4 protein-coding genes are annotated in these 3,672 nt (G+C 69.3%); 1 reads left to right on the forward strand and 3 read right to left on the reverse strand.

Annotated elements, in window-relative coordinates; translation table 11 throughout:
• Window positions 1–106: 106 nt before the first annotated feature.
• Together U8525_RS34155 and U8525_RS34160 are read right to left on the reverse strand one after the other, a co-directional pair.
• Entirely contained in the window at window positions 107–658 is a 552-nt protein-coding gene (locus tag U8525_RS34155; protein WP_374270922.1) for an SMI1/KNR4 family protein, read from the reverse strand.
• Between the two features lie 153 nt (window positions 659–811).
• The gene (locus tag U8525_RS34160) at window positions 812–1,627 is read right to left on the reverse strand and encodes an alpha/beta fold hydrolase (protein ID WP_374270923.1); all 816 of its coding nucleotides are present in this window, start codon (window positions 1,625–1,627) and stop codon (window positions 812–814) included.
• Window positions 1,628–1,724: 97 nt separating this feature from the next.
• Here U8525_RS34160 and U8525_RS34165 point away from each other — a divergent pair, with 97 nt between their 5' ends.
• The gene (locus U8525_RS34165) at window positions 1,725–2,099 is read left to right on the forward strand and encodes a winged helix-turn-helix transcriptional regulator (protein WP_374270924.1); all 375 of its coding nucleotides are present in this window, start codon (window positions 1,725–1,727) and stop codon (window positions 2,097–2,099) included.
• A gap of 238 nt (window positions 2,100–2,337) precedes the next feature.
• Here the strand turns inward: U8525_RS34165 and U8525_RS34170 are convergent, their stop codons facing one another.
• On the reverse strand, window positions 2,338–3,546 hold the full coding sequence (locus tag U8525_RS34170; protein ID WP_374270925.1) for an IS66 family transposase: 1,209 nt from the start codon (window positions 3,544–3,546) through the stop codon (window positions 2,338–2,340).
• Window positions 3,547–3,672 lie beyond the last annotated feature (126 nt).

Below are 3,672 nucleotides of genomic sequence, written 5' to 3' on the forward strand. Positions count from 1 at the left end.
CGTGGCCTGTCGGCGGGACGCCCGGGGGGACCGGTTTGGCCGAACCGGTGCGGACCGGTTTGGCCGAACTCACCCAGACCGGGTTCGCCGAACTCCGGAGGACCTGTTACGCCGAGCTACGACACGCGGGGCCACGGACTCGACGGCGGCCCGGGCCGAGGCCGCGAAAGAGAAGCGTCAGGAGCGGGCCGCCCGGGAAGCGGAGGAGATTCCGGCGCGGGAGATTCGCCACGCGGTGCCCGCCGAGGAGCGCCACTGCCCGGCGTGCAGCAGGATAGGGCGCACCGCCTCGGGGAACGTCTCGTGGTACGCGTCGAGGACGGGGGTCCTTGCCGTCCACCTGGTGGGCAGCGTCCAGGATGAGGTAGTCGGAGTCCTGGAGATCCACGAGCGTGTACCAGGATGCCGGCCCGAAGCGGTCGTCATCCCCCGGCCGCATCGCGACGCGCGCCCTGCGGATCTCCTCCCGCGGCAGCAGGTGGTCGTTGGCGTCCGAGAAGCGCCGGATGAGGGGGGCGCCGTCGCAGTGGAGGTAGAAGGCGCGCAGGTCCTCGTCCAGCTTCCACCCGACGCGTGCCTCGAAGGCGGCCACCTGGGCAGGCGTCGCGGGTGGGCTGGGGAAGTGATGCGCGGAGACTTCAGCCAGGAGCTCCTTCATGGGCTTGGCATCGAGTCCTCAGTCCACGTACGGGCGCGCGGGGCCTGGCGCCAGCCACTTTCCGCCCGGCGCGTAGCAGGCGGGGTCCTCGGTATTGAAGATGCTGTGCACTTCGTCGGGGGCGGGGAGCCGCGGCGCGAGGGAGACGGCTTCTCAGGACCGGGCGAAGCCGCGCAGGAGCGCCGCGAGCGCCGCGGGTTGGTCCTCCGGCAGGATGTGAGCGGTGTCGGTGAGGCGCGCGGTCACGAGGTGGTCGCACAGCGGCGCAATCTGACGCGCGAGCGCGTCGCCGACGACGCCTCCGGCGATCGCGAGCGTCGGGACGGTCAACCGCTCGACCTTTGCGAGGAGCCGTGCGTTTCCTGGGAACTCGCGGTAGTGCGCGAAGGCACAGCGGAGCGCGTCGCGGCCGCGGTAGGCATCGAGGAATGCGGCGCGTGCCTCGGCGGGGAGGCCGCGCTTCGTGCCGATGGTGAAGAAGTAATCGAGGTACGCCTCCTCGTGTCCCGAGAGGACGTCCTCCGGCATGCCAGGGATCGCGTGGAACGCGAACCACCAAGGCGGACGGAACGCCTCCGCGCCAGGGAGCGCCCCAAGGAGCGCCTCCATCACGACGAGCTTCTTCGCGCGCGCGGGGTGGCGCGCGGCGGTGAGGAACGCGATCGGTGCGCCGAGGTCGAGGCCGATGACGATGGCGGGCTCCCGCGTGCACGCGTCGAGGACGGCGAGCGCGTCGGCGACGAGCGTGTCGAGGTCGTAGCCCGACGTCACGCGCGTCGTCGCGCCAAGGCCCCGGAGGTCCGGTGCGATGACCTGATGCTCGCTGGCGAGCGCTCGCATCACGTCCCTCCAGACGAACCAGGTGTGCGGAAAGCCATGAAGGAAGAGGAGCGGCGGACCCCTGCCGGCCGATGCGACGTGGATCGCGATCCCGTTGGCCTCGATGACGTCATGCTGGAAGTCATTCATGGGGCACACCATGTGCTTGCGTATATCTGGTATCAAGAGGATACCAGGAGGCGTCCAGGGCGCTTGGATGGGACCAAGGCACCAGGAGGAAACCACGATGGCCGCACGCAGACCGGCAGGCCCCTTCGTCGCGACATGCCCGACGCGTGAGCTTCTCGACCAACTCGCTGACAAGTGGTCGGTGCTGCTCCTGCTCGCGCTCTCCGACGGCCCGATGCGCTTCAACGCGCTGAAACGCAAGGTCGAAGGCATCACACAGAAGATGCTCGGCCAGACGCTGCGCCGCCTCGAGCGGAACGGCCTCGTCGAGCGCCGCGTCTTCGCGACGGTCCCCGTCACGGTGGAATACGAGGTGACGCCGCTTGGACGCTCGCTCTATGGCATCGTTGACGCGATCCGGAACTGGTCGATCGACCACATCGGCGTAGTCAAGAAGGCGCGCGAGCGCTTTGATTCAACCCACGCTGCTTGACGTGGCCTTCCCCGCGGTTGGCAGGCACACCCCGTGGGAGAGAAGGGCGGCGAGGACGTGCCGTGCCGTCATCCAGGAGATGCACCGGCTCATGACAAACCGCAAGGGCCACGCCTACGACGCCGGCCGCACCCATTGCCACGCGGCGTACTGCGAGACGTAGATCCACCGTAACTGTTCGCCGTGCCCCGTCCCGGCGCCGTGCTGACCCGCCCGGGACGGCCGGCAGGAGCGACCGTCAGTCCTGGCTCTTCGGAAGTGTGACCGTGCCTGGGTTCTCAATGGCGGCGAGCGCAGCGCGCCGCAGGTAGTTACCGGGGTCCTCACCCCGCAGGCGTGCCGTCTCGATAAGGGAGTAGAAGAGCGCGGCGACCTCGGTGCCTCGCTTCGACTTGCTGCCGTAGTGGTTCTTGCGGCCCATCACCATGTCGCGCATCTGCCGCTCCACGTGGTTGTTGTCGATGGGCACCACGGGATTTCTCAAGAAGACGGTCAGCCCGTCCCACAGCTTCAGCATGTACTCCAGGGCCTTGCGGAACGCGCTGCCCGGGGCGGCTCGCTGGGCCAGTGCCCACTGCTGGATGCGCTCGACGACTGGCGCGGAGCGCTGCTGGCGTACGGCGAGCCGCTGCGCGAGCGCGACCTGGCGCTCCTCTGCCGTCAGGGCGTACCAGCCGGGCAGGTCCGCCTCGATGGCATACACCTCCGCAATGAGCCGCAGCACTTCTTCGCACGCTGGCGCGAATTGCTTCGCCTCGAAGAATTTGCGGCGCACGTGCGCCCAGCAGAAGGCCAGCGTCGCGGGGGAGGGCCCGTCCGGGCCGGACTTCGTCGCCGTCTGGTATGCCGCGTACCCATCCACCAGGACGACTCCGGCGTAGTCACCCAGCACCGTCCTGGCCGTCGCGCCGGAGCGGCTGGGGAGGATGCGGTGGAAGACGGTGTCCGGTGAGGCCACCGTCCAGGCGTACCATTTGGTGCCCGGCCCCTTCTCCAACAGCAGCCAGTACGTCTCGTCCGCGTGAATGACGGGCGAGGTGAAGACTTCGGCCAGCAGCGCCTCGTAAGACTTCCGCAGGTGGCCGGCCAGCGCGTCGAGCTGGTCCCAGAGCGTCTGCGCCTCCACCACCAGGCCCTCGCGCAGGTACAGCCGCTGCTGACGGGCCAACGGCAGGTGGAAGCCGTACTTCATGAGGGCGACATGGACGGCGAACTCCAGCGAGTAGCGGCCCCCCGGAACGAGCCGCGGCGGCGCGGGGGCCGTCACCGGCGCGCAGCCCTGGCGGCAGCGGTACTTCTGCCGACGCACGCGACGCAGCACGAAGCTCCTCTCGACGACGGTGACTTCCTCGCAGTCCTCCGTCTGCCCCTCCCACGCGTGCAAGCCACCGCCGCACAGGCCGCAGAGCCGGTCCGCCTCGTCCAGCGGCAGCAGGACTTCTTCCACCGTAACCGTTCACCGGTTGGTGCCTGCTTGAAGGGGCTGCCGGGCAGCGTACGGTGGGCGGGGCGGCGCTCGACGGTGTTGGCTGTGACGTGACACACCGCGACTCATGGCGGAACTCGACCCCCG

The organism is Corallococcus sp. RDP092CA (assembly GCF_041903675.1).
GTDB lineage: Bacteria > Myxococcota > Myxococcia > Myxococcales > Myxococcaceae > Corallococcus.